General features: G+C 65.4%; 21 protein-coding genes and 2 rRNA genes. 12 read left to right on the forward strand and 11 right to left on the reverse strand.

Going from position 1 to position 25,440, the window contains the following annotated elements:
- Nucleotides 1-73 precede the first annotated feature (73 nt).
- Nucleotides 74-3,178, forward strand: a 23S ribosomal RNA gene (locus ACCO44_RS08660).
- Nucleotides 3,179-3,286: 108 nt separating this feature from the next.
- A 5S ribosomal RNA gene (gene rrf / locus ACCO44_RS08665) occupies nucleotides 3,287-3,403 on the forward strand.
- 124 nt (nucleotides 3,404-3,527) lie between these two features.
- Here the strand turns inward: rrf and ACCO44_RS08670 are convergent.
- Complete coding sequence (locus ACCO44_RS08670; RefSeq protein ID WP_372469256.1) at nucleotides 3,528-4,310, reverse strand: IclR family transcriptional regulator; 783 nt, start codon at nucleotides 4,308-4,310, stop codon at nucleotides 3,528-3,530.
- A 58-nt stretch (nucleotides 4,311-4,368) separates the two neighbouring features.
- Between ACCO44_RS08670 and hutH the strand changes: the two genes are divergently transcribed.
- The 3 genes from hutH to hutI are packed head-to-tail and all read left to right on the forward strand — an operon-like array spanning nucleotide 4,369 to nucleotide 8,783.
- Nucleotides 4,369-5,910, forward strand: coding sequence for a histidine ammonia-lyase (hutH, locus tag ACCO44_RS08675; protein WP_372469257.1), 1,542 nt, complete (start codon nucleotides 4,369-4,371; stop codon nucleotides 5,908-5,910).
- A complete protein-coding gene (gene hutU / locus ACCO44_RS08680) occupies nucleotides 5,903-7,567 on the forward strand; it encodes a urocanate hydratase (protein ID WP_372469258.1) in 1,665 nt (554 codons plus the stop codon). The genes hutH and hutU overlap by 8 nt, the downstream gene beginning before the upstream one ends.
- A 34-nt stretch (nucleotides 7,568-7,601) precedes the next feature.
- On the forward strand, nucleotides 7,602-8,783 hold the full coding sequence (hutI, locus tag ACCO44_RS08685) for an imidazolonepropionase (RefSeq protein ID WP_372469259.1): 1,182 nt from the start codon (nucleotides 7,602-7,604) through the stop codon (nucleotides 8,781-8,783).
- 1 nt (nucleotide 8,784) lies between these two features.
- Here the strand turns inward: hutI and ACCO44_RS08690 are convergent, their stop codons facing one another.
- Both ACCO44_RS08690 and ACCO44_RS08695 read right to left on the reverse strand, forming a co-directional pair.
- The gene (locus tag ACCO44_RS08690) at nucleotides 8,785-9,717 is read right to left on the reverse strand and encodes an agmatinase family protein (protein ID WP_372469261.1); all 933 of its coding nucleotides are present in this window, start codon (nucleotides 9,715-9,717) and stop codon (nucleotides 8,785-8,787) included.
- Between the two features lies 1 nt (nucleotide 9,718).
- Nucleotides 9,719-10,996, reverse strand: coding sequence for a DUF445 domain-containing protein (locus tag ACCO44_RS08695; protein ID WP_372469262.1), 1,278 nt, complete (start codon nucleotides 10,994-10,996; stop codon nucleotides 9,719-9,721).
- A 34-nt stretch (nucleotides 10,997-11,030) separates the two neighbouring features.
- Here ACCO44_RS08695 and ACCO44_RS08700 point away from each other — a divergent pair, with 34 nt between their 5' ends.
- Nucleotides 11,031-11,303 carry a metal-sensitive transcriptional regulator gene (locus ACCO44_RS08700; protein ID WP_029262067.1) on the forward strand — a complete coding sequence of 91 codons (273 nt, stop codon included), beginning with the start codon at nucleotides 11,031-11,033 and terminating at the stop codon, nucleotides 11,301-11,303.
- Nucleotides 11,304-11,341: 38 nt separating this feature from the next.
- Here ACCO44_RS08700 and ACCO44_RS08705 read toward each other — a convergent pair whose 3' ends face one another.
- From ACCO44_RS08705 to ACCO44_RS08730, 6 genes are all read right to left on the reverse strand, one after another.
- Complete coding sequence (locus ACCO44_RS08705; protein WP_105710997.1) at nucleotides 11,342-12,736, reverse strand: aspartate aminotransferase family protein; 1,395 nt, start codon at nucleotides 12,734-12,736, stop codon at nucleotides 11,342-11,344.
- On the reverse strand, nucleotides 12,733-13,200 hold the full coding sequence (locus ACCO44_RS08710) for an Lrp/AsnC family transcriptional regulator (RefSeq protein ID WP_029262065.1): 468 nt from the start codon (nucleotides 13,198-13,200) through the stop codon (nucleotides 12,733-12,735). The genes ACCO44_RS08705 and ACCO44_RS08710 overlap by 4 nt, the downstream gene beginning before the upstream one ends.
- Nucleotides 13,201-13,286: 86 nt before the next feature.
- On the reverse strand, nucleotides 13,287-14,447 hold the full coding sequence (locus tag ACCO44_RS08715) for an acyl-CoA dehydrogenase family protein (protein WP_372469263.1): 1,161 nt from the start codon (nucleotides 14,445-14,447) through the stop codon (nucleotides 13,287-13,289).
- The gene (locus ACCO44_RS08720) at nucleotides 14,444-15,202 is read right to left on the reverse strand and encodes an alpha/beta fold hydrolase (RefSeq protein ID WP_372469264.1); all 759 of its coding nucleotides are present in this window, start codon (nucleotides 15,200-15,202) and stop codon (nucleotides 14,444-14,446) included. The genes ACCO44_RS08715 and ACCO44_RS08720 overlap by 4 nt, the downstream gene beginning before the upstream one ends.
- 57 nt (nucleotides 15,203-15,259) lie before the next feature.
- Nucleotides 15,260-16,180 carry a sugar kinase gene (locus tag ACCO44_RS08725; protein WP_372469265.1) on the reverse strand — a complete coding sequence of 307 codons (921 nt, stop codon included), beginning with the start codon at nucleotides 16,178-16,180 and terminating at the stop codon, nucleotides 15,260-15,262.
- Nucleotides 16,177-17,385 carry an MFS transporter gene (locus ACCO44_RS08730; protein ID WP_029262704.1) on the reverse strand — a complete coding sequence of 403 codons (1,209 nt, stop codon included), beginning with the start codon at nucleotides 17,383-17,385 and terminating at the stop codon, nucleotides 16,177-16,179. The genes ACCO44_RS08725 and ACCO44_RS08730 overlap by 4 nt, the downstream gene beginning before the upstream one ends.
- Nucleotides 17,386-17,775: 390 nt before the next feature.
- Between ACCO44_RS08730 and nrdH the strand changes: the two genes are divergently transcribed.
- The 5 genes from nrdH to ACCO44_RS08755 all read left to right on the forward strand — a co-directional run bounded on the left by nrdH (nucleotide 17,776) and on the right by ACCO44_RS08755 (nucleotide 22,137).
- On the forward strand, nucleotides 17,776-18,009 hold the full coding sequence (nrdH, locus tag ACCO44_RS08735; protein ID WP_028503264.1) for a glutaredoxin-like protein NrdH: 234 nt from the start codon (nucleotides 17,776-17,778) through the stop codon (nucleotides 18,007-18,009).
- A gap of 6 nt (nucleotides 18,010-18,015) precedes the next feature.
- Nucleotides 18,016-18,450 (forward strand): class Ib ribonucleoside-diphosphate reductase assembly flavoprotein NrdI, encoded by a 435-nt coding sequence (gene nrdI / locus ACCO44_RS08740; protein WP_029262703.1) that lies wholly within the window; start codon nucleotides 18,016-18,018, stop codon nucleotides 18,448-18,450.
- The gene (nrdE, locus tag ACCO44_RS08745) at nucleotides 18,447-20,591 is read left to right on the forward strand and encodes a class 1b ribonucleoside-diphosphate reductase subunit alpha (protein ID WP_036303651.1); all 2,145 of its coding nucleotides are present in this window, start codon (nucleotides 18,447-18,449) and stop codon (nucleotides 20,589-20,591) included. Before nrdI ends, nrdE begins: the two co-directional genes overlap by 4 nt.
- Before the next feature lie 47 nt (nucleotides 20,592-20,638).
- On the forward strand, nucleotides 20,639-21,616 hold the full coding sequence (nrdF, locus tag ACCO44_RS08750; RefSeq protein ID WP_017828866.1) for a class 1b ribonucleoside-diphosphate reductase subunit beta: 978 nt from the start codon (nucleotides 20,639-20,641) through the stop codon (nucleotides 21,614-21,616).
- A gap of 191 nt (nucleotides 21,617-21,807) precedes the next feature.
- Nucleotides 21,808-22,137, forward strand: a complete 330-nt coding sequence (locus ACCO44_RS08755) for an SDR family NAD(P)-dependent oxidoreductase (RefSeq protein ID WP_372469266.1) — start codon at nucleotides 21,808-21,810, stop codon at nucleotides 22,135-22,137.
- Between the two features lie 129 nt (nucleotides 22,138-22,266).
- Here ACCO44_RS08755 and ACCO44_RS08760 read toward each other — a convergent pair whose 3' ends face one another.
- Nucleotides 22,267-23,199: an aldo/keto reductase gene (locus ACCO44_RS08760; RefSeq protein ID WP_372469267.1), complete on the reverse strand. Its 933-nt coding sequence runs from the start codon at nucleotides 23,197-23,199 to the stop codon at nucleotides 22,267-22,269.
- 100 nt (nucleotides 23,200-23,299) lie between these two features.
- Nucleotides 23,300-23,944: a TetR/AcrR family transcriptional regulator gene (locus tag ACCO44_RS08765; RefSeq protein WP_372469268.1), complete on the reverse strand. Its 645-nt coding sequence runs from the start codon at nucleotides 23,942-23,944 to the stop codon at nucleotides 23,300-23,302.
- 157 nt (nucleotides 23,945-24,101) lie between these two features.
- Here ACCO44_RS08765 and ACCO44_RS08770 point away from each other — a divergent pair, with 157 nt between their 5' ends.
- On the forward strand, nucleotides 24,102-25,439 hold the full coding sequence (locus tag ACCO44_RS08770; protein ID WP_372469269.1) for a sugar ABC transporter substrate-binding protein: 1,338 nt from the start codon (nucleotides 24,102-24,104) through the stop codon (nucleotides 25,437-25,439).
- The last annotated feature ends 1 nt before the right edge of the window (nucleotide 25,440 follow it).

Below are 25,440 nucleotides of genomic sequence, written 5' to 3' on the forward strand. Positions count from 1 at the left end.
ATCTTAAAGATCATTAGTCAATTTCAGATTCCATCTTCGGGTGGGGTCGAGTTTTTGATTCAAACTCATGTGATTTCAAGTCTTTAAGAGCAAACGGTGGATGCCTTGGCATCTGGAGCCGAAGAAGGACGTAGCAATCTGCGATAAGCCTCGGGGAACTGATAAGCAAGTTTTGATCCGAGGGTGTCCGAATGGGGAAACCCCGCTGGGCGGCGTGCCGACCTAGTGACTCCCGCCTGAATATATAGGGCGGGTAGAGGGAACGTGGGGAAGTGAAACATCTCAGTACCCACAGGAAGAGAAAGCAACCGCGATTCCGTTAGTAGTGGCGAGCGAAACCGGAACAGGCTAAACCTAGCGTGTGTGATAGCCGGCAGGCGTTGCACGTTGGGGGTTGTGGGACTTTTCAGTCATCTCTGCCGAGGTGGCGGCGTTACAAGAAGGTATAGACGAACGGTCTTGAAAGGCCGGTCATAGAGGGTGCCAACCCCGTAGTCGAAATGCCTCTCTTGGCGCGAAGAGTATCCCAAGTAGCACGGGGCCCGTGAAATCCCGTGTGAATCTGTCAGGACCACCTGATAAGCCTAAATACTCCCAGATGACCGATAGCGGACAAGTACCGTGAGGGAAAGGTGAAAAGTACCCCGGGAGGGGAGTGAAATAGTACCTGAAACCGTTTGCTTACAAACCGTTGGAGCCTCCTTAGTAGGGGTGACAGCGTGCCTTTTGAAGAATGAGCCTGCGAGTTAGCGATATGTGGCGAGGTTAACCCGTGTGGGGTAGCCGTAGCGAAAGCGAGTCTGAATAGGGCGATTCAGTCGCATGTCCTAGACCCGAAGCGAAGTGATCTATCCATGGCCAGGTTGAAGCGACGGTAAGACGTCGTGGAGGACCGAACCCACTTAGGTTGAAAACTGAGGGGATGAGCTGTGGATAGGGGTGAAAGGCCAATCAAACTTCGTGATAGCTGGTTCTCTCCGAAATGCATTTAGGTGCAGCGTTGCGTGTTTCTTGCCGGAGGTAGAGCTACTGGATGGCCGATGGGCCCTACAAGGTTACTGACGTCAGCCAAACTCCGAATGCCGGTAAGTGAGAGCGCAGCAGTGAGACTGTGGGGGATAAGCTTCATAGTCGAGAGGGAAACAACCCAGACCACCAACTAAGGTCCCAAAGCGCGTGCTAAGTGGGAAAGGATGTGGAGTTGCCTTGACAACCAGGAGGTTGGCTTAGAAGCAGCCACCCTTGAAAGAGTGCGTAATAGCTCACTGGTCAAGTGATTCCGCGCCGACAATGTAACGGGGCTCAAGCACGCCACCGAAGTTGTGGCATTGACATTATTGGTAGGCCTTCGTGGTCCAGCCGTGTTGATGGGTAGGAGAGCGTCGTGTGGCCAGCGAAGCGGCGGTGTGAACCAGCCGTGGAGGCTACACGAGTGAGAATGCAGGCATGAGTAGCGAATGACGTGTGAGAAACACGTCCTCCGAAAGACCAAGGGTTCCAGGGTCAAGCTAATCTTCCCTGGGTAAGTCGGGACCTAAGGCGAGGCCGACAGGCGTAGTCGATGGACAACGGGTTGATATTCCCGTACCGGCGAAGAACCGCCCAAGCTAATCCAGTAGTGCTAAGTGTCTGAATCCCAGTGACTGATCCCTTCGGGGTGACGCTCTGGGCCTAGCGCACGACCCCATTCTGGTGCGGTTAGCGTATTAACAGGTGTGACGCAGGAAGGTAGCCCAAGCCAGGCGATGGTTGTCCTGGTGCAAGTGCGTAGGCCGAGTCGTAGGCAAATCCGCGATTCATTAAGGCTGAGACACGATGCGGATAAAAAGTGGGTGATCCTATGCTGCCAAGAAAAGCATCGACGCGAGGTTCTAGCCGCCCGTACCCCAAACCGACTCAGGTGGTCAGGTAGAGAATACCAAGGAGATCGAGAGAATCGTGGTTAAGGAACTCGGCAAAATGCCCCCGTAACTTCGGGAGAAGGGGGGCCTTCGGCGTATAGGGATTTACTCCCGAAAGCGTTTGGAGGCCGCAGAGACTAGTGGGTAGCGACTGTTTACTAAAAACACAGGTCCGTGCCAAGTCGCAAGACGATGTATACGGACTGACGCCTGCCCGGTGCTGGAAGGTTAAGAGGACCGGTTAGCCGTAAGGCGAAGCTGAGAATTTAAGCCCCAGTAAACGGCGGTGGTAACTATAACCATCCTAAGGTAGCGAAATTCCTTGTCGGGTAAGTTCCGACCTGCACGAATGGCGTAACGACTTCCCAACTGTCTCAACCGCGAACTCGGCGAAATTGCATTACGAGTAAAGATGCTCGTTACGCGCAGCAGGACGGAAAGACCCCGTGACCTTTACTACAGCTTGGTATTGGTGTTCGGTGTGGCTTGTGTAGGATAGGTGGGAGACTTTGAAGCATGGACGCTAGTTCGTGTGGAGTCATTGTTGAAATACCACTCTGGTCACTCTGGATATCTAACTTCGAACCGTAATCCGGTTCAGGGACAGTGCCTGGTGGGTAGTTTAACTGGGGCGGTTGCCTCCCAAAAAGTAACGGAGGCGCCCAAAGGTTCCCTCAACCTGGTTGGCAATCAGGTGTCGAGTGTAAGTGCACAAGGGAGCTTGACTGTGAGACTGACAGGTCGAGCAGGGACGAAAGTCGGGACTAGTGATCCGGCAGTGGCTTGTGGAAGCGCTGTCGCTCAACGGATAAAAGGTACCTCGGGGATAACAGGCTGATCTTGCCCAAGAGTCCATATCGACGGCATGGTTTGGCACCTCGATGTCGGCTCGTCGCATCCTGGGGCTGGAGTAGGTCCCAAGGGTTGGGCTGTTCGCCCATTAAAGCGGTACGCGAGCTGGGTTTAGAACGTCGTGAGACAGTTCGGTCCCTATCCGCTGCGCGCGTAGGAAATTTGAGAGGATCTGACCCTAGTACGAGAGGACCGGGTTGGACGAACCTCTGGTGTGTCAGTTGTTCCGCCAGGAGCACCGCTGATTAGCTACGTTCGGGATGGATAACCGCTGAAAGCATCTAAGCGGGAAGCCGGCCTCAAGATGAGATTTCCATACCTTCGGGTGAGAGGCTCCCAGCCAGACTACTGGGTTGATAGGCCAGATGTGGAAGTGCAGTAATGCATGCAGCTGACTGGTACTAATAAGCCGATGACTTGATAACACACCGTTTGTTGGTGCTACGCGTCCACTGAGTGGTTCTCGATGTACGGTCGAGAACCGCATAACAACAATGACTTTGTTATGTGTTTGATTGAAACATCAATAGTGTTTCGGCGGCCATAGCGTGAGGGAAACGCCCGGTTACATTCCGAACCCGGAAGCTAAGCCTCACAGCGCCGATGGTACTGCAGGGGGGACCCTGTGGGAGAGTAGGACACCGCCGGACTCCTTTTAGACAAAATGGCCACCCATCGATGGGTGGCCATTTTGCATTGTGCTGGAGAAGAACAGGAGAGCCATCCCTCGCGGGGTGGCTCTTCTGCGTTAACCCGCGCCGCGACGTCGTTGCTTCACCGCTTCAGACGAGCCTCGAGCATGGCTGCGCACTCCTGTACAGCTGTGGCCAGAAGATTCTCGTCCAGATCCATGCGACCCCACGTCACGGCGACGGCGGCCACCGGCCACCCGGCAGCGTCGAGAACCGCGGCGCCCACACTGCGCAGGCCATCCGCGATCTCGCTGTTCTCTGTCGCGTACCCTCGTGAGCGCACCTCGCGGAGGAGCTCTCGCAGCTCTCGTGGTGAGCGCGGCCCGAGCCCCGTCCGGTCGGGGAATGCCGACAGATCCGGATACAGGGCCCGCACCTGCTCACGGGGGAGTGCAGCGAGCATCGCTCGCCCCGACGCGGTGAGGTGTGCCGGCAGCCGTACACCGACGTCGGTCACGAGAGCGGGCCGTCGTGGCGCGCGCTCCTCGACGATGTAGAGCACATCGCCGCCGCTCATCACTGCAAGATGCGCGGTCTCTCCCAACCGGTCGGAGAGGGCGGCCACCAGAGGCCTGCCCCTCCGAGCGAGTGGCTGTTGGCGGGTGTAGCCGCCGGCCAGCTCGAATGCCGACGCGCCGAGCCCCCATCGCCGTTCCTCGCGCAGGTGCAGAACGAACCCGTGAGCGGCCAGCGTGCTGAGGAGGTGGTAGACGGTCGACCGGGGCAGATCGAGCTCGCGCGCGATCGCCGACGCCGCCACCGGAGCGGGCCGACCGGCGAGAAAACTCAGGATGCGGAGCGTGTTGTCTGCCGCAGGTACCGGCGTGCCGTCGACCGGTGATGCATCGGGTTTGTCTGGGATCACAGACAAAGCATCGCACGAACGGGTGCCGCTCACGACACGTCGGGTGTGGAATCGAGTCATGACTTTTCCTGTTCCCGTTGTCATCGGTGCAGCCCCGCTGTCGCCTGCCGAGGTCGTCGCCGTCGCCCGCCACGATGTCCCCGTGCAGATCGACGCGGATGCTCTCGGCCGCGTCGCAGAGACCCGTCGCGTGATCGACGGCCTCGCCGCAGACCCGCATCCGCACTACGGCGTCTCGACCGGGTTCGGTGCCCTCGCGACCACCTTCATCGCCCCCGACCGGCGCCTGCAGCTGCAGGCCAGCCTGATCCGCTCGCATGCTGCCGGCACAGGAGCCGAGGTCGAGCGCGAGGTCGTCCGCGGCCTCCAGCTCCTGCGGCTGCAGACCCTCGCCTCGGGACGCACGGGTGTGCGCCCGGTCGTCGTCGACACGTATGCGGCCATGCTGAACTCCGGAATCACCCCCGTCGTGCGTGAGTACGGGTCGCTCGGGTGCTCCGGCGATCTCGCCCCCCTCGCGCACATCGCCCTCGGCGCGATGGGCGAAGGTGAGGTCCGCGACGCATCGGGTGCTCTCGTCCCCGCGTCCGAAGCGCTCGCGACGGCGGGGATCGTACCGCTCGTGCTTGTCGAGAAGGAGGGTCTCGCCCTCATCAACGGCACCGACGGCATGCTCGGCATGCTGGTGCTTGCGCTGTACGACCTCGAGACGCTCTTGCTCACTGCCGACGTGGCTGCGGCGATGTCGGTGGAGTCTCAGCTCGGTACCGACGCGGTCTTCGCCGCCGACCTCATGGCCCTGCGCCCGCAGACGGGGCAGACCGCATCCGCCGCTAACCTTCGGGCGCTGCTGACGGACTCCCCGATGGTCGCCAGCCACAAGGGGCCCGAGGACGGGCGCGTGCAGGACGCCTATTCGCTGCGTTGCTCACCCCAGGTGCACGGCGCAGCCCGCGACACGCTCGCGCACGCAGCGATGATCGCCGGCCGCGAGCTTGCCAGCGTCATCGACAACCCGGTCATCACCGTGGACGGACGCATCGAGTCCAACGGCAACTTCCACGGCGCCCCGGTGGCTGCCGTCCTCGACTTCCTGGCCATCTCGGTCGCCGACGTCGCGTCGGTGTCGGAGCGCCGGACCGACCGCGCGCTGGATCCGGCACGCAGTCACGGCCTCCCTCCCTTCCTCGCCGACGAGGTGGGCGTCGACTCGGGCCTCATGATCGCGCAGTACGCGGCCGCGGGCATCGTCTCCGAGCTGAAGCGCCTGGCGGTGCCGGCATCCGTCGATTCGATCCCATCGTCCGCCATGCAGGAGGACCACGTCTCGATGGGGTGGGCCGCCGCGCGCAAGCTGCGCCGTGCGATCGACGGCCTCGGCCGCGTGCTCGCGATCGAGATCCTCACCGGCGCTCGCGCCCTCGATCTGCGCGCCCCGCTGCAGGCAGGACCCGCGACCGGCGCCGTACGCGACCTGGTCCGCACGGTTGCCGCCGGCCCCGGCCCCGACCGCTTCCTCTCCCCGGAGATGGAAGCGGTCACCGCCCTCGTCCAGTCGGGCGACGTCGCCCGCATCGCAAAGGAGCACATCGATGGCTGAGAACACGACCGCTGGGCCGCGTGCCGTCCGCGCTGCGCGCGGAAACACACGCACCGCGAAGAGCTGGGGCGCTGAAGCCGCCAAGCGCATGCTGATGAACAACCTCGACCCCGAAGTGGCCGAGCACCCCGAGGACCTCGTCGTGTACGGCGGGACGGGCAAGGCCGCCCGCAGCTGGGAGGCGTACGACGCGATCGTGCGCACTCTCGACGAGCTCGAACCCGACGAGACGCTGCTCGTGCAGTCGGGCAAGCCGGTCGGTGTGTTCCGCACCCACGAGTGGGCGCCGCGCGTGCTCATCGCCAACTCGAACCTGGTGGGGGACTGGGCGAACTGGCCGGAGTTCCGCCGTCTCGAGGAACTCGGCCTCATCATGTACGGGCAGATGACCGCGGGCTCCTGGATCTACATCGGCACCCAGGGCATCCTGCAGGGGACCTATGAGACGTTCGCCGCGGTGGCACGCTCCCTCGGCCGGGATTCCCTGCGCGGCACCCTCACCCTCACCGGCGGTGCCGGCGGCATGGGCGGCGCCCAGCCCCTCGCCGTCACCATGAACGACGGCGCGGTGCTGATCGTCGACGTCGACGAGTCGCGTCTCTCTCGGCGGGTGGCGCACGGCTACCTCGACGAGTACACGACCGATCTCGACGCGGCTGTCGCACGGGTCCTCGCAGCCAAGGCTGCCGGCGAGGCCCTCTCGGTCGGCGTCGTCGGCAACGCGGCCGAGGTCTTCCCCGAGCTGCGGCGTCGTGGCGTGCCGATCGACATCGTGACCGATCAGACCAGCGCGCACGATCCGCTCGCGTACCTCCCGATCGGGATCGGCGTCGAGGAGTGGAAGGCCGAAGCCGAGCGCGACGCCGAGGAGTTCACTCGCCGGTCGCGCGCATCCATGGCGGCACATGTCGAGGCGATGGTCGCGTTCCAGGACGCGGGAGCCGCCGTGTTCGACTACGGCAACTCGATCAGAGCCGAGGCGCAGCTCGGTGGCTACGACCGGGCCTTCGCCTTCCCCGGATTCGTGCCCGCCTACATCCGTCCGCAGTTCGAAGAGGGGCGCGGCCCGTTCCGCTGGGCGGCTCTCTCCGGAGACCCCGAGGACATCTACAAGACCGATCGCGCCATCGCCGACCTCTTCCCCGAGGACGCGGCCCTGCACCGCTGGCTGGAGAAGGCCGCGGAGAAAGTGCACTTCGAGGGACTCCCCGCACGCATCTGCTGGCTCGGCTACAAGGAGCGGCACCTCGCGGGGCTCAAGTTCAACGAGATGGTCGCGTCGGGCGAACTCTCGGCGCCGATCGTGATCGGGCGGGACCACCTGGACTCGGGCTCGGTCGCCTCGCCGTACCGCGAGACCGAGGCCATGAAGGACGGCTCCGACGCCGTCGCCGACTGGCCCCTGCTGAACGCGCTGCTGAACACGGCATCCGGGGCCTCCTGGGTATCGCTGCACCACGGAGGCGGTGTCGGCATCGGCCGATCGATCCACGCGGGTCAGGTGACCGTCGCCGACGGCTCGGCCCTCGCCGCGGAGAAGCTCGAACGGGTGCTCACCAACGACCCGGGCACCGGTGTGATGCGTCACGTGGATGCCGGGTATGAGCGCGCCCGCGAGGTCGCGCGCGAGCGCGGCCTGAACATCCCGATGCTCTGACACACTCGAAGGATCTCGAACGGGAGGAACAGCGATGCGCACGCTGCTCACCAACATCGCGGAACTGACCACCAACGTCGCCGTCGACGGCGACCCGTGTGGAACCCTGAGCAATGCGGCCGTCCTGATGGAGGACGACCGCATCGCCTGGGTCGGCGCGGCCGCGGACGCACCGGCGTCCGATGGCACGGTGGATGCCGGCGGCCGGGCCGTGATCCCCGGATTCGTCGACAGCCACAGCCACCTGGTGTTCGCGGGCGACCGCGCGGCGGAGTTCGAGGCGCGCATGGCGGGGCAGAAGTACGCGGCCGGCGGCATCCGCTCCACCGTCGCCGCCACCCGGGCAGCGAGTGACGAGGAGCTGCGCGCGCGACTCCGCGGGTTCCTCGCCGAGATGCTCGCGCAGGGGACGACCACCGTCGAGGTCAAGAGCGGCTACGGGCTGAGTGTCGCCGACGAGGAACGGCTCGTGCGTCTGGCGGCGGAGGTCACATCGGAGGTGACCTTCCTCGGCGCGCACGTCGTTCCCGCGGAGTACGCCGACCGCCCGGATGAGTACGTGGACCTGGTCACGGGCCCCATGCTCGACGCCTGCGCACCGTACGCGAAATGGATCGACGTGTTCTGCGAGACCGGTGCGTTCACGGTGACGCAATCACGGCGAGTGCTCGAGGCGGGGATCGCGCGCGGACTCGCGCCCCGCGTCCATGCGAGCCAGCTCGGACCGGGCGACGGCGTGCGCCTCGCGGTCGATCTGGGCGCAGCGTCCATCGACCACGGCACTTACCTGACGGACGCCGACATCGACGCGCTCGCCCAGAGCTCCACCGTCCTCACGCTGCTTCCGGGAGTCGAGTTCTCGACCAGACAGCCCTACCCCGACGCGCGACGCCTGGTCGATGCGGGCGTCACCGTGGCCCTCGCGTGCGACACGAATCCGGGATCGAGCTTCACCTCGTCGATGCCGTTCTGCATCGCGATCGCTGTGCGCGACATGGGCCTGACCCCGGCCGAAGCCGTCTGGGCGGCGACCGCAGGCGGCGCCCGTGCGCTGCGGCGCGACGACGTCGGGATCATCGCCCCCGGTGCCCGCGCCGACCTCGTGCTGCTCGATGCCCCTACCCGCGTGCATCTCGCGTACCGCCCAGGCGTGCCCCTGGTGCGTCAGGTGTGGAAGGACGGCGCGACCGTCGTGCGAGTCGTCGCCGTCGTGTGAGTCACCGACGGGCGGCGAGACCGGCGAGCAGTTCGAGCACGCACAGCGCCGCGAGCCGGACCGTGCGGGCATCCTCGGCATCGGCCGTCGCGTCGACCTCGGCGATGTCGGCGCTCACGACGCGGGGATCCGCGGCCACGGCACGGGTCAGCGCGCGCAGCTCCCATGCCTGGAGCCCGCCCGGCACACTCGCGGGGCAACCCGGTGCGACCGAGCGGTCGCACACGTCCACGTCGATGTCGAGGTGCACGCGGGAGTCCTCACCGGCGCCCGCGATCTCCAGGGCCTCCGCGACCACGTCGTCGACGCCGCGACGGCGCAGCTCGTCGAGGGTGATCACCCGGATGCCCCACTCAGCGGCACGCTGCGCGTAGGCGGCGGAGTTCGCGAAGTCGGCGATGCCGATCTGCACGATCCTGGACGGATCGATGCGCGCGGTGCCGAGCGACGACACAGCAGGCACGTCTTCGACGAGGCGGCGCACCGGCGTGCCGTTGGAGATCCCGTCACGAAGGTCGAAGTGCGCGTCGAAGGTGATCAGCCCTGTCGCCTCGGCGCCGAGGGCCACCGGATAGGTGAGCGAGTTGTCGCCGCCGAGTGCGATCACGAGTTCTGTGGCACCGGTGAGCTTTCGCACGCGGGAGATGACCCTCGCCTCACCGGCGGATCCGTCGGGATCGGTCACGTCGCCGGCGTCGGCGATGCGCAGAACGTCATCGAGTTCGACCACGGGCGGGCCCATCAGGGCGGTTCCGTATCGGGGGAGGGCTTCGCGGATCGCGGTCGGTGTCGCGTGCGCACCTGTCGGTGAAAGCGACGTGCGCCAGGTCGGTACGCCGAGCAGCACGGCATCGGCTGCACCGCTGAAGGCGGGCCAGGATCCGGCGCGCCGCCAGAGCGGGTCGTGACTCAGCTGTCGGGATGCGGGTGCCATATCAGACTCCGGGGATCAGGGCGTGGGCGATCGTGAAGATGGCGAGGCCGGCGAGGGCGCCGACGAACGTGCCGTTCAGGCGGATGTACTGCAGGTCGCGTCCGACCATGAGCTCGATCTTCTCCGTGGTCTCGGCCGGGTCCCAGCGCTCGACGGTGTCGGTGATGATCGACGCGATGTCGTGGCGGTAGCGGTCGACGAGGAAAACGGCGGCATCGGACACCCAGGTGTCCACGCGGTTCTGCAGCGCGGCATCCGTCGTCAGGCGTTCGCCGACCTCCTGCAGCGCTTGCACCGCTCGTCGGCGCAGACCGCTCTCGGGGTCGGCGAGAGCGGCGAGCAACCCGTTCTTCGCGGTGTTCCACGCCTCGGCGGCCAGGGCACCGACCCGAGGGCTGTCGAACAGCGACGCCTTCGCGTTCTCGAGCTTGGCGCGGGTGGCGGGGTCGTTCTGCAGGTTGTCGGCGAGGCGGCCGAGGTAGCCGTCGACGGCGATGCGGGCCGGGTGCCGCGGGTCGGCCTGCACGGCGTGGACGAACTTGATCGCCTCGTTGTAGACGGTGTCGTCGACGAAGCGATGCGCGAGCTTCGGGACCCAGCCGGGAAGGCGCCGCGAGACGAGGCCCGAGAAGGACTCGGCGTTGGCCTCGAGCCAACGTCCGATGCTGTCGACCGCGAGATCGACGGCGCCGTGATGTGCGTCGGCCTCGACGATCTTCTCGAGCCACGCGCCCGCGGGAGGGCCCCACTCCGGAGCGACGAGGTGCTCGCGCGCGAGGTCGGTGATGAGGTCGCGCACGTCGTCGTCGCTCAGCGCGTTGAGCACCGCTGTCGCGATGGTCGCCCCCTCGGCGCCGACACGCTCGGCGTGCGGAGCCTCGCGCAGCCATTCGCCGGCACGGAGGGCGATCCGCGTGCTCGACAGCTTGGTGCGCACGACATCGCCCGCCAGGAAGTTCGTCTCGACGAACTCGCCGAGGCTCCGGCCGATCTCGTCCTTGCGGCTCGGGATGATCGCGGTGTGCGGGATCGGCAGTCCCAGCGGGCGGCGGAACAGCGCGGTCACGGCGAACCAGTCCGCGAGCGCGCCCACCATGCCGCCCTCTGCCGCGGCACGGACATAGGCGAGCCAGTCGAACCGCTGCTGGAAGGCGAAGGCGAACACGAAGACCACGGCCATGAACACCAGCGCTCCGAGGGCGACGGCCTTCATCCGGCGGAGCGCGCGCAGGCGTTCCTGGTCAGCGGGCGAGAGCTGCGTCATCGGTGTTCGCGGCATGACGTCATCCTTTCACGGGCGGTAGCCTCGAGACGTGATCGAAGACATCAAGAAGCGCGCCCTGCACCGCACCAGCATCCTCGAGGGGCAGATGCGCGGCGTCGCGCGGATGATCGAGAACGAGGAGTACTGCATGGACATCATCACGCAGTCGCGTGCGATCCAGCGTTCCCTCGAGTCGCTGAACCGGCTGCTGCTCGAGAACCACCTCCGCACGCACGTCACCCACATGTTCGATGCGGGTGGAGACGAACGCGACAAGGCCGTGGTCGAGCTGCTCAAAGCCTTCGACTTCGACTCCAAGTAGCCGGTTCTCGTCCGCCCACCTGCGACGGATTCGACGCCTTAGAGCACCGACTGCGCGCGCGTCAGCACGTCACGGAGGATCTGCTCGATCTCGCGGAACTCGGCCGGCCCGACGGTGAGCGGTGGCGCGAGCTGGATGACGGGGTCGCCGCGATCGTCGGCGCGACAGTACAGGCCCGCCTCGAACAGCGCGGGGGAGAGGAACCCACGCAGCAGCCGCTCGGACTCGGCGCCGTCGAAGGTCTCCTTGGTGGCCTTGTCCTTCACGAGCTCGATGCCGAAGAAGTACCCGTCCCCGCGCACGTCACCGACCATGGGCAGGTCGAGCAGCTTCTCGAGCTCGGCGCGGAAGAGCGGAGAGTTCTCGCGGACATTCGCGTTGAGTCCCTCCTCGTCGAAGATGTCGAGGTTCTCCAGTGCGACTGCTGCGGAGACGGGGTGACCGCCGAACGTGTAACCGTGCGGGAACGAGACGTCTCCCTTCGAGAACGGCTCGTAGATGCGGTCGCTGACGATCGTCGCACCGATGGGGGAGTATCCGCTCGTCATGCCCTTGGCGCACGTGATCATGTCGGGCACGTAGCCGAGGCCCGTGCAGGCGAACGTGTGGCCGAGGCGCCCGAAGGCGCAGATGACCTCGTCCGACACGAGGAGCACGTCATGGCGGTCGCAGATCTCGCGGACGCGCGCGAAGTAGCCGGGAGGCGGCGGGAAGCAGCCGCCGGAGTTCTGCACCGGCTCGAGGAACACCGCGGCGACCGTGTCGGCACCCTCGAACAGGATCATCTCCTCGATGCGGTCTGCCGCCCAGCGTCCGAAGGCCTCGAGGTCGTCGGCGGGCGCGCCCATCTCGGCCGCGCGATAGAAGTTGGTGTTCGGCACGCGGAAGCCGCCAGGGGTGACCGGCTCGAACATCGACTTCATCGCCGGGATGCCGGTGATCGCCAGCGCTCCCTGCGGGGTGCCGTGGTACGCGACCGCCCGGGAGATCACCTTGTGCTTGGCGGGCTTCCCCTGCAGCTTCCAGTAGTGCTTCGCGAGCTTGAACGCGGTCTCGACGGCCTCGCCGCCGCCCGTGGAGAAGAAGACTCGGTTGAGGTCGCCCGGAGCCTCGTCCGCGAGACGGTCGGCCAGCTCGATCGCCGCCGGATGCGCATACGACCACAGCGGGAAGAACGCCAGCTCGGATGCCTGCGCGGCGGCCGCCTCCGCCAGCCTTCGCCGACCGTGCCCGGCGTTCACCACGAACAGGCCGGCGAGGCCGTCGAAGTACTCCTTGCCCTTCGCGTCCCAGATCCGATGGCCGTCGCCTTTGACGATGATCGGGACACCGGACGCGGTCATCGTGGACTGCCGGGCGAAGTGCATCCAGAGATGGTCCTTCGCCATCGTCTGCAGCGCGGACTCCGACGGGATGGTGCGTGCGGTGTTCATCTGGTCCCCCAGTTGTAGAGCTGCTTCTGCAGCTTCGCGTAGATGAAGGTCTCGGTGGAGAGGACGCCGTCGATCGGGCGGATGACGTCGTTGATCAGAGACAGCAGGTCGTCGTCGTCCTCACAGACCACCTCTGCGAGGACGTCGAAGGAGCCGACCGTGATGACGACGTAGTCGACGGCATCGATCGCCGCCACGGCCTCGGCGACGTGTCGTGTATCTCCCGACACGCGGATGCCGATCATCGCCTGCCGGGGGAAGCCGAGCTGCATCGGATCGGTGACCGCGACGATCTGCATCACCCCGGACTCCGTCAGTCGCTGCACGCGCTGCCGTACGGCGGCCTCGCTCAGGCCGACCACACGACCGATGTCGGAATACGAGCGGCGTCCGTCTTCCTGGAGCAGCTCGATGATCGTCTTGGAGATCGCGTCGAGTGTGGGATTCTTCTTCACCGGACCCATGGTGCGATCTTCGCACTCGTCACCGCGTCAGGCAACCGATTCCGCGGTCGCGACGTGCTTCATCGACGGAACCGGCGGGAATGCGCTCAGGACTCGATCGGACCCAGCAGTGCGCTCGCCGCAGTGGAATGCGCGGATTCGGGGTCGGAGGGGTGGAAGGCACCCGCCAGCACGTCGCGATACAGCCGGGACAGCTCGTTCGCCGAGAAGTAGGAGCCACCGCCCGCCACGAGCATCGCCTCGTCGACGACGTGCTTGGCCATCGTGATCGCGCGGTGCTTGACGCCCGAGAGCAGCGGGAACCAGCGCGCCCCGTTGTCGACACGATCGTCGACGTCGCGGGCGAGCGCCGCGATCTGCGGAGGCAGCGCGTCGTACGCGAGCCCCATGTCAGCGATGCGCCAGCGGATGTCGGGGTCCTGGCTGTACGCCAGCCCGGTCTTCTTCGAGTGCCGCTTCTGCGCGGTGGCGATCGCCAGCTCGAGTGCGCGCCGGGCGATGCCGGTGTACACCGAGGCCAGGAGGATCTCGAACACCGAGAAGATGCCGAACACGATCGGGTCGGGGCTGGGACCGGGATCGATGCGGCGCACCACGTGCGCGGCATCCGCCACTGCACCGTTCAGCCGCGTGGTGCGGCTCTGCGTTCCGCGCATGCCCAGGGTGTCCCAGTCATCGGAGGTGGTGACGGCATCCGTCCGCTCCACGAACGCGAACACCAGCTTCGGCGCGTCGGGGCTCGTGGTGTCGAGGCCGTGCAGTCCGAGCCGCGTCCACACCGGGGCGAGAGACGTGAAGATCTTCGTGCCGGTGAAGGCGTAGCCGCCGTCCCCGTCGGGCACGGCGGCGGTGTCGCTGCCGAACAGGACCAGGTCGTTGCCGCCCTCGCTGATCCCGAACGCGAAGACCTCGCCGGCGACCGCGCCGTCCTGCACGAACTCGAGGCCCGGAACGCCGCGGTCGGAGAACACCTTCGCCACCCCGGTCCACACCAGGTGCATGTTGACGGCCAGCGCCGTCGCCGGAGCGGCACCCGCCAGTCGCTGCTGGAGGAGCGCGGCCTCGGCGAGTCCGAGCCCGGCACCGCCGCGTTCGGTGGGCACCAGGATCGACAGGTAGCCGGCGGCGCGCAGCTCGTCGAGGTCCTGCCGGGGGAAGGTGTTCTCGCGGTCGTGGATCGGCGCGCGCTCCCTGATTCGTTCGAGAAGGTCGTCGGGCAGGAAGGCCGTGGGATCGAACGTGCTCATGCGAGTGCCTCCAGAAGCTGACGGACGGATTCGTCCGGGCGATCACGGTGCAGCGAATGTCCTGCACCCTCGACGACGGACAGGGTGATCAGCGGATTCGCGGCGAGGACTTCCGCGGCGAGGTCCCCGGTGAAGATGCTGTAGACCGCGGGATCGGCGCCGATCACGTGCGTCGGCACGGTGAGGCGCGCGGCGTCGGCACGCACATCCCACGGCTGGTTCTGGACGCTGGTCTGCTCCACCGCCCAGGCGCTGGCGCGCAGGACGGCGTCGACTTTGAGCTCCTGGTCCTGCGGATGCCAGTGCGGGTGCTCCTGCTGCACGACCTCGAGCCGGGTGTCGGCGAAGGCGCGCTCCTGGCTCCGGCGGACGATGGCCGCGTCGCGTCCGTCGACATGGATCGCGGGATCGATGAGCACGAGGCGTCGCGTCCAGCCGGGGGAGGATGCGGCCGCGACCGTGCTCGCCGCGCCGCCGAGGGAGTGGCCGATGACCGCGTCCCAGGATCCGCCGTCCTCCGGATGAGTGGCGGCGAGGTCGGCACCGTAGGCGGCGACGGAGTAGTCGAGGGAGCGCGGGGCGTCGCCGTGACCCCGGAGATCGACGGCCGTGGCATGCCATCCGGCGTCGGCGAGAGCATCACCCAGGCGCCACATCAGCGCGCCCGAAGAGCCGAGACCGTGGACCAGAAGCGCCCGCCGCGAGGCCGACGGAGAACCCCAGGCGAGGCGGGGCAGCGTGAGCGGTGCAGGCATGGCACCAGCCTACGACCGGGAGAGGCGACGGTCCCTGCGCGTATTGGCGGGGGAGTGTCAGTCGAGCGGCGGCAGTGCCGGCAGGTCCGCCGCGATCAGCAGCACTCTCTCGGCGGCGGCGTGGCCCGCGGAGAGGCGCGCGGCGAGGTCGGCGCCGTCGAGGGTCGCCGCCAGGAAGCCGGAGGCGAAAGCATCGCCCGCGCCGACCGGCTCGACCACGTCGACCACCGGAGCGGGGACGAACACCGGCTCGGCATCGCCGTCGTACGCGGTCGCGCCGATGTCGCCGTCCTTGACGATCAGCAGCGCGCAGTTCGGCAGGAAGGCCCGGATCTCGGCCGCCGTCGCGGTTCCCCAGATGCGTTCGGCCTCGTCGCGTCCGACGAAGGTGATGTCGGCGGCGTCGGCCAGGCGGGCGAGGGTCTCGGCCGCGTCCTCTCGACTCCACAGGGGGCGGCGGTCGTTCACGTCGAAGGACACCAGCGCACCGGCTGTGCGCGCATCGGCGAAGAGCCGGTACACCATCTCGCGGCAGGATGCGGAGAGCGCGGGCGTGATCCCGGTGGTGTGCACGATGCGCACGCCGTCGAGCCGCTCCGGCGTCAGGAACCCCGCCTCCATGCGAGAGGCCGCGGAGCCTCGGCGGTAGTAGTAGACGGAGGAGGACTCGACGCCCGGATCCTTGAACATCACGCCGGTCGGGGTGGTGTCGTCGCGCTCGACCCACAGCTCCACGCCGCGACGCTCGAGCTCCGACGCGATGCGGTCGCCGAGCGGATCGGCGCCGAGCCGGGATGCCCACGCCACGCGGTGCCCGGTCGCGGCGACCCCGGCCGACACGTTCGACTCCGCCCCGGCGATGCCGATCGTCGCGTGACCGGCTGTCGCGAGTGCGGCATCGGTCGGTGTGATCAGCGCCATGGTCTCGCCGACGCAGACGATCTCGGGTGCGGAGACGGGGGAGGAGGTGGAGCTCATGAGGGGGTGACCGCCAGGGGTTCGGTGTCGGGATACGGGCTCGCGTCGCGATGACGCAGGTCGGGGAAGGAACGGACGAAGACGATGGAGACGAGCAGGCCGACCGCGGCGAAGATCGTGGCGGCCAGGTAGGCGCCGCGCCAGTCGCTCGCATCGACGAGGAACCCGGCGACGGCGGATCCGGCTGCCGCGCCGATCAGCTGCCCGGTGCCCGCCCAGCCGAAGGCTTCAGCGGTCTCGCTGAACTTCACGCTGGCCGAGGTGATGGCGAAGAGCACGGCGAGGGCGGGAGCGATGCCGATGCCGGCGAGGATCAGGGTGCCGCCCAGCCAGAACACGTTGAGCATGACCATCGTGAGGCCCAGGCCGATCGTGACGATCAGCAGGCGGCGCGCCATGGCCCACGGCCCGATCGGGATGTGGCCGAACGCCAGGCCGCCCGCCAGGCTCCCCGCCGAGAACACGGCGAGCACGAGTCCGGCCGCGAGACTGCCGTGCTCGAAGGTCGCGACGACGCCCACCTCGACCGCCGAGCAGGCGCCGATCAGCAGGAAGCCGATGACGGTCGCCAGCAGCACGGGAGGTTTGAGGACGACCTTGCCCAGCGCATTGCGGCTGCGCGGGATGCGCACCCGACCGACCTCGGGGGAGAGGATGAACCAGGCGCCGCCGCCGACGAGGATGATCGCCACCAGCAGCAGGCCCTCCGCCGTGCCGATCTGGGTGGAGACCAGGGTGATGACGACCGGCGCCAGCACCCAGATGATCTCCTGCAGCGAGGCGTCGAGGGAGAACAGCGGCGTGAGGTTCGAGGAGTTCACGAGCTTCGGGTAGATCGTGCGCACGGCGGCCTGCACGGGCGGGGTGGAGAGCCCCGCGACCATCCCGAGCAGCATGTAACCAGGCACGTCGAGCGGAAGCAGAGCGAGGCCGAGCACGGTGACGACGCACACCGACAGGGTGAGGGTGATCACGCGTCGCATGCCCCAGACGCCCATCCACCGACTCGTGATCGGGCCGGCGACGGCCTGCCCCACGCTGGTCGCGGCTAGGACGAGGCCGGCGGAGCCGTACGACCCGGTCTGCTGCTCGACGTGCAGCAGGATCGCGAGGGACATCATGCCGTTGGGGAAGCGCGCGGTCAGCTGAGCCGCGATCATGCGCGCCACTCCGGGCGTGCGAAGAAGGTCCCGATATCCCGCCACCAGACAACGGTACCGGGCCTCGAGTGTGGTCGTGGAAGAGGCCGTGCGGCGACACGCCCGCGACACGCCGAAAGTCCGATTCCACAGGAAACGAAATGTCTGAGGGGCGGCGTAGCGTGCCCCCTGTGGATGGATCGTTCACAGGGGCTTCCCAGCCGCGATTTCTCGCGGTTCGCGAGCCTCGCGAAGGGGCCTCAGCCTGTGGAAGAAACGGTGGAGAACCTGTGTTGTATCTGTAGAGAACGGTGGATAACTACACGGATGTAACTACTACCCCTTGTGGTCGCCCCCAATGTCGGTCCCCATATGTAGTATTGAAGTCCCGGCAGGGGGTCTACCGGGAAACAGCCTGATGAGAAGCAGGCCAGAGATTTGAGGGGTTACGAAAAGATGTCGATCACGGTCTACACAAAGCCTTCCTGCGTTCAGTGCAACGCCACCTACCGCGCCCTCGATGCCAAGGGCATCGAGTACGAGATCCTCGACCTTTCCGAGGACCCGACGGCGCTCGAGCAGGTCAAGGCGCTCGGCTACCTGCAGGCACCCGTCGTCGTCACCGACGAGGGTCACTGGTCGGGTTTCCGTCCCGACAAGATCGACGAGCTCGCCTCCCGTCTGGCGTGACGCCCCATGAGCGCCGTCGCGACCGCAGCGCCGCTCCTGATCTACTTCTCGAGCGTGTCGGGTAACACTGCGCGCTTCATCGAGAAACTCGGACTCCCGTCCCGACGCATCCCCCTCCACCGGCACGAAGAAGATCTCGTCATCGACGAGCCGTTCGTGCTGGTCACCCCCACCTATGGCGGGGGCGCGGGGCGCGGCGTCGAGAAGGGCGCCGTCCCCAAACAGGTGATCCGGTTTCTCAACGACGAGCGCAACCGGCGCCACATCCGCGGAGTGATCTCCGCGGGCAACACCAACTTCGGCGATGCATTCTGCCTCGCCGGTGACATCATCAGCCGCAAGTGCCACGTGCCGCACTTGTATCGGCTCGAGATCTTCGGCACACAAGACGATGTGGATCGCGTGAGCGACGGATTGGAACGACGGTGGCAGCTTCAGTGACCGAGACAGTGGCATTCAAGGCGAACCCTGCATACGAGGGTCTCGACTATCACGCCCTCAACGCGATGCTCAACCTGTACGACGCGGACGGGAAGATCCAGTTCGACGCCGACAAGCGCGCGGCGCGGGAGTACTTCCTGCAGCACGTGAACCAGAACACGGTGTTCTTCCACTCGCTCAAGGAGCGTCTGGACTACCTCGTGGAGAAGGAGTACTACGAGGGTGCCGTCATCGAGAAGTACTCGATGGAGTTCATCCAGAAGCTCAACGATCTCGCCTACGGCAAGAAGTTCCGCTTCGAGACGTTCCTCGGCGCGTTCAAGTACTACACGAGCTACACGCTCAAGACCTTCGACGGCAAGCGCTACCTCGAGCGCTTCGAGGACCGTGTCGTCATGACCGCGCTCGGCCTCGCCGACGGTGACGAGAAGCTCGCGGTCGCCCTCGTCGAGGAGATCATCTCCGGTCGCTTCCAGCCCGCAACCCCGACCTTCCTCAATGCCGGCAAGGCACAGCGCGGCGAGCTCGTCAGCTGCTTCCTGCTGCGCATCGAAGACAACATGGAGTCGATCGCCCGCGGCATCAACTCCGCGCTGCAGCTCTCCAAGCGCGGCGGCGGCGTGGCGCTCCTGCTCTCGAACATCCGCGAGTCGGGTGCGCCGATCAAGCAGATCGAGAACCAGTCCTCGGGCATCATCCCCGTGATGAAGCTCCTCGAAGACAGCTTCAGCTACGCCAACCAGCTCGGTGCCCGTCAGGGTGCGGGTGCGGTGTACCTCAACGCGCACCACCCCGACATCATGCGCTTCCTCGACACCAAGCGTGAGAACGCCGACGAGAAGATCCGCATCAAGACTCTCTCGCTGGGTGTCGTGGTTCCCGACATCACGTTCGAGCTCGCCAAGAACGACGAGGACATGTACCTGTTCTCGCCGTACGACGTCGAGAAGGTCTACGGCGTGCCGTTCGGCGACATCTCGGTCACCGAGAAGTACCGCGAGATGGTCGACGACCCGCGCATCAAGAAGACCAAGATCAACGCGCGCGAGTTCTTCCAGACCGTCGCCGAGATCCAGTTCGAGTCCGGCTACCCGTACGTCATGTTCGAAGACACGGTGAACAAGGCCAACCCGATCAAGGGTCGGATCAACATGTCCAACCTCTGCAGCGAGATCCTGCAGGTGAACACGCCGACGACGTACAACGACGACCTGTCGTACGACAACATCGGCAAGGACATCTCCTGCAACCTCGGCTCGATGAACATCGCGCTGTCGATGGATGCCGACGACCTGGGTCAGACCGTCGAGACGGCGATCCGCGCTCTCACCGCGGTCAGCGACCAGAGCCACATCGGCTCGGTGCGCTCGATCGAGGACGGCAACGACCGCTCTCACGCGATCGGCCTCGGCCAGATGAACCTGCACGGATACCTTGCCCGCGAGCACGTGTACTACGGCTCCGAAGAGGGCATCGACTTCACGAACATCTACTTCTACACGGTGCTGTTCCACGCGCTGCGTGCGTCGAACAACCTCGCCATCGAGCGCGGCACGACGTTCGACGGGTTCGAGGACTCGACCTACGCGTCGGGTGCGTTCTTCGACAAGTACATCGACCAGGCGTGGGTCCCCGCGACCGAGAAGGTCAAGGAGCTCTTCGCCGGCAAGCACATCCCGACGCAGGATGACTGGGCCGAGCTGAAGGCGTCGATCCAGAAGCACGGCATCTACAACCAGAACCTGCAGGCCGTCCCGCCGACCGGGTCGATCTCGTACATCAACAACTCCACGTCGTCGATCCACCCGATCGCGTCGAAGATCGAGATCCGCAAGGAAGGCAAGCTCGGTCGCGTGTACTACCCGGCGGCGTTCATGACGAACGACAACCTGGAGTACTACCAGGACGCATACGAGATCGGCTACGAGAAGGTCATCGACACGTACGCGGCTGCCACGCAGCACGTCGACCAGGGTCTGTCGCTGACGCTGTTCTTCAAGGACACCGCCACCACGCGTGACATCAACAAGGCGCAGATCTACGCATGGCGCAAGGGCATCAAGACGATCTACTACATCCGCCTGCGTCAGCTGGCGCTCGAGGGCACCGACATGGCCGAGTGCGTCTCGTGCATGCTCTGACCTGTTGACCCGAGAACACAGCTGAACCCCGAGAGACGACGAAGAAAATGACTCCTGAAAGACTCAAGCTGGTCTCCAGCGTGCAGGCGATCAACTGGAACCGCATCCAGGACGACAAGGACCTCGAGGTCTGGAACCGTCTGGTGAACAACTTCTGGTTGCCGGAGAAGGTGCCGCTGTCGAACGACGTGCAGTCGTGGAACACGCTCACCCCCGACGAGCAGCTGCTCACCATGCGGGTGTTCACCGGTCTCACCCTGCTCGACACGATCCAGGGCACCGTGGGTGCGGTGTCGCTGATCCCCGACGCGATCACGCCTCACGAAGAGGCCGTGTACACGAACATCGCGTTCATGGAGTCGGTGCACGCGAAGAGCTACTCCTCGATCTTCTCGACGCTCGCGTCGACGAAGGAGATCGACGAGGCGTTCCGGTGGTCGACCGAGAATCCGAACCTTCAGAAGAAGGCTCAGATCATCATGGACTACTACCAGGGCGACGACCCGCTCAAGCGCAAGGTGGCCTCCACCCTGCTGGAGTCGTTCCTCTTCTACTCGGGGTTCTACCTGCCGATCTACTGGTCGTCGAAGGCGAAGCTGACGAACACGGCCGACCTGATCCGCCTCATCATCCGTGACGAGGCCGTGCACGGCTACTACATCGGCTACAAGTTCCAGAAGGGCCTCGAGAACGAGACCCAGGAGCGTCGCGATGAGCTCAAGGACTACACGTTCTCGCTCATGTACGAGCTCTACGACAACGAGGTGCAGTACACGCAGGACCTCTACGACGGCGTCGGGCTGACCGAAGACGTCAAGAAGTTCCTGCACTACAACGCCAACAAGGCCCTCATGAACCTGGGCTACGAGGCGATGTTCCCCTCCAGCGTCACCAACGTGAACCCGGCGATCCTGTCGGCACTCTCGCCGAATGCCGACGAGAACCACGACTTCTTCTCGGGGTCGGGCTCGTCGTACGTCATCGGCAAGGCCGAGGCCACGGAAGACGACGACTGGGACTTCTGACCCGTTGTGCGGCGTCGCGCATTGCGGCGCCGCACCTCGCTGAAGTTGGCGCAGCCAACCATACGTGGCACTGATTCGACAGTTGGCACAACGGTCGCAGCGCGTCTGAACTATTGAAAGTAAAGGTGGTAGCAGACATTGCGTTCAACACGTTGCTCGGCGGGCGACTCCCGTTGCGCGTCTGAGGTCTGATGCCGGTGGTTAACATGGCGGCATACTCGGCGACTAAGGGCGCGATTGCGTCGTTCACTCACTCCATCGCACTCGAATATGCGAAGCAGGGGCTGCGTGCCATCAACATCGTGCCCGGCGGCATAGAAAGTGGCATCACGAGCACTACCGCGCAAACCCTCCCCGCGGACACGGACTGGTCTCTGTTCGGTAATTCGCAGGCTCAACTCAACGACGGTCGTCAGGGGACGCCGGAAGATGTCGCCGGAGTCATTGCCATGCTCATCTCCAGCGACGGGGCCTTCATCACCGGTACCGAGATCCGCGTCGATGGCGGAGCCCACATGTAGTGCAAGCGTGGCTGTTCAGCGAGATGTCCGGCCAGAGGCGGATGTGCGGGATGTGCCTTGGGGTACTGGGCACGCTCAATTTGGCGCCCGCGACGATGAGGCTTTCGGGAAGCGCAGGGGCACAAGGCGTCAGCGCGCTGGTGGATCGACGATAGGCGTCGGTGCCGGCCCCAACTGTTCGATCTTCGCCCACAGCTCCGACGGAACCGTCTGACGCTGTAGCTCGTCCAGCTCGTCCAGGCGCCGAGGTGAGGAGATGCCGACGACTGTCGAGTCGATGAGAGATGACTGGAGGGAGAAGGCCAGGGCGACTGCGGGGAGGGAGAGGTCGTGCTCCCTGCACAGCAGCTCGAGAGCACGCGTCCAGGTCAGGAGCTCTGCCGAGGCAGGCAGGTAAGCATAGCGCGCATCCTGCCGCGGACCGGCGGCGAGAAGGCCTGCGCCGAACGGTGCGGCGTTGAAGACGACCATGCCGCGGCGGCGAGCGTCCTCGAACAGTGCCGTTGCGCTCTGGTCAACGAGGGTGAATCGGTTGTGACAGAGCACCGCATCGAACACGCCGCTCGACACGTAAGCGCTCATCATCGGGATCGGGCCGCCGGCGACACCGATGGCCCCCACTGCACCCGAGTCGCGAAGTTCCACAAGACCTTGGACTGCTCCTCCGGGCCCCAGGGCTTCCGACATCGAGAGCATGTCCGGATCATGGAGGTGCAGGAGGGGGATCGTATCGATCCCGAGCCGCGCGCGACTCTCATCGAACGAGCGCCATACACGGTCCCGGTCGAAGCGCCCTGTGACGGGATCGACATCGACCTTGGTGATGATGTCTGCAGAACGGGTGGGCCCCAGTCGAGTCGCTGCAGCACCGAGGACTGCTTCGGAGCGGCCGCCGGCGTAGTTGCTCGACGTGTCCACGTATGTGTGGCCGGAGGCGAGCGTGAGCTCTGCGAAGTCGATGGCACCGCGTTCCTCGACGGAGCCGACGGTCGTGCTTCGCCCGAGATTCGACAGCCCCAGGGTGAGGGAAGAAGGGGTCCTCAGACGAGCTTCGGCGGTCATCGACGACTCTTTCGTTCCGTGGATGGGTGTGTGGTCACCCTACGGTAAAAACCGAACAGTTGTCACACATTTAGTGCGGCGTGCCAAAGGTAGGGGGTCGTCATGAATGGGCGGAAGCATCCATCCCCGTCAGCGCCTCGGGGACGGCCGACTCGAAGAACAAGACCATGGCGGCACTCATGTCCGCGGACGGGTCGATGAGCCACTGGAGCTGCACCCCGTCCCATGTTGCGATGAGGAGGCGGCCCAGCAAGTTCGCGTCGCGCTCAGGGTTGATGCGACCCTGCTTCTGGTCGTATGCGAAAGCGGCCGCAAGTTCCTTCGCCTTGCGTTCATAGCGGGTGACGAACCAGTCGTGCGCGGGGTGGGTCGGTGCTGACGATTCGGCCGCCAGGATCGCGAACAACCTCAGCAACTCCGGTCGTTCGACGCTGGAACGCACTCGTTCGAGCGTTGCAGGAACGATGCCGCGCTCGATGCATGCCGCGTTGAAGTCGAAGGCCTCGTTGCCCGAAGTTGTCCCATCGGACCTCTCCAAGACCGCCTCAAGAAGCTCGTACTTCGTGCCGAAGTGATGGACCACGCTGGTCAGGGCTACATCCAGTTGGCGGGCGATGTCTCGCAATGAACCGCCGTGGTAACCGTGCGTGCCGAACACCGTCGTCGCTGCATCCAGGATGTCGTTGGAGCGCTGAGCGGACTTGGCGTACGGTCCGCGGGTGCCAGCGGATTTCGGTCCAGTCATGAACGCGACCCTACCGACTTCCTTCACCCACGTCACGCCCGCGCGCCCCGACCCGCGCGTCGAAACGAAAATGTAGCACTTGTTCCAAATTCGATGTATGGTGACTTCACCAAGGGTGGCCCGCGTCCGGGCTTGCCATGTTCACAAGGAGGTTGACATGACTACACGCACGTCCCGCGCACGGCGAAGGGTCGCCGTTCTCGGCTCATTCGTAGCCGCTTCGGCTCTACTCGCCGGGTGCACCGGTGGAGGCGCCGGAGGGAGCAGTTCCGGAGACACCACGCTCGACGTCATGGTCGGAGCACAGGATCTGTCTGAGGAGCAGATCGCAGCGTTCGAGAAGGACAACCCGGGCATCAAGATCAAGATCGTTCTGTACGACCTCACGCGCCTGAACACGATGCTCACGTCCGGAAACACGCCGGACATTGCGTTCGGAAACGCGGTCGGCAGCGCGAACTTCAACGCCCGTGGTCTGGCCACCGACCTCACGCCGTACCTCGAAAAGAGTGAGGTGCTGAAGGAAGACGACCTGCAGCCGGTAAACGACGCATTCCGCTGGGACGGCTCTAAGAGTGGTGAGGGCCCCATCTACGGCATCGTGAAGGACTGGAGCCAGGACAACGCGCTCTGGTACAACACGGCGCTGTTCGATGCCGCCGGCGTCCCGTACCTCAGCGACACGGAACCGATCACGTACGACGAACTGCTCGACATCTCGAAGAAGCTCTCCAAGTTCGAGGGCGGTACAACCACCGTGTACGGCCTGGGCATGGAGTGGCAGTGGACCCTCTACGGTCCTCTCGCTGCGATGGTCGAACAGCAGGGCGAGAGTCTGTTCAACGACGACCTGTCCGAGATCGACTTCACGTCTGACGCTGCTCAGAAGGCCCTCCAGTGGTTTGTCGACTACGGACAGTCCGGCGTCGGCCCGACGTCTCTCAACCCGCTCCCGGACGGTTCGGATTACTCGACCTTCGCCGCCGAGCGCATGGCAATCAGCCAGGACGGCTACTGGTTCGGAGGCAACTTCGCCGGCGACGACGCGCTGAAGACGGTGCGCTTTGCACCCGCACCCACTATGGGCGACACCCCCGCAGCGATGAGCTTCGGCGGCGCGGGAATGTGGATCCCCGAGCAGGCGAAGGACAAGGACGCCGCCTGGAAGTTCATGGAGTACTTCATGGCGGGGGAGCCTGCCGAGGCGCGTGCCTCCAGTGGCTGGGGCCTCCCGTCGCTGAAGTCCCTGTCGGACAAGCTGCCGCAGGAACAGCCGTTCCAGCAGCAGGCGTACACGGTCGTGCAGTCGCAGTTGGACCACACCGTCCCGCTGCCCGACTCGCCCTACATTTCGGCAGGGCTGCTGCAGGACACCATCGACAAGTATCTGCAGCTTGCCATCAAGGGCGACCTCAGTGTCGAAGAGGCCGGCTCGCAGCTGACCGATGAGTTGAACGACGCGCTCGCCAAGGGCGTCGACCAGATCAAGGAGTAGT

The sequence above is a fragment of the Microbacterium maritypicum genome (assembly GCF_041529975.1).
Classification (GTDB): Bacteria; Actinomycetota; Actinomycetes; order Actinomycetales; family Microbacteriaceae; genus Microbacterium.